The sequence below is a fragment of the Candidatus Cryosericum septentrionale genome (assembly GCF_003570995.1).
GTDB classification, from domain to species: Bacteria; Caldisericota; Caldisericia; order Cryosericales; family Cryosericaceae; genus Cryosericum; species Cryosericum septentrionale.
In genome coordinates this window covers 1-317 of the sequence record NZ_QXIY01000024.1, presented here as the reverse complement: position 1 = coordinate 317, position 317 = coordinate 1, and the positions used below count along the sequence as shown (strand labels likewise).

1 pseudogene is annotated in these 317 nt (G+C 54.3%); it reads left to right on the top strand.

Annotated elements, in window-relative coordinates:
• Window positions 1-54 precede the first annotated feature (54 nt).
• A pseudogene (fusA, locus tag SMC1_RS05765) lies at window positions 55-317 on the top strand (elongation factor G); the annotation flags it as partial.

Here is a 317-nt window from a genome sequence, read left to right as displayed (position 1 = left end):
TATGTCGTGAATGCGAACAAGGGTGACAAGCAGCGAGTCAGCAGACTGCTTCGGATGCATGCTAACAAGCGCGAGGATGTCGAGGAGCTTGGGGCGGGTGATCTCGGGGCTATTGTTGGTTCGAGAGACGTTATCACCGGTACGACCCTGTGCGACGAAGAGAAGCTCGTTCAACTGGAAACCATGCATTTCCCGGAGCCGGTGGTTTCGGTGGCCGTTGAGCCAAAAACCAAGGCTGATCAGGCGAAACTTGCCGCATCGCTGGCCAAATTCGCGATTGAAGATCCTACGTTCCGAATCAAGACAGATGAAGAGAC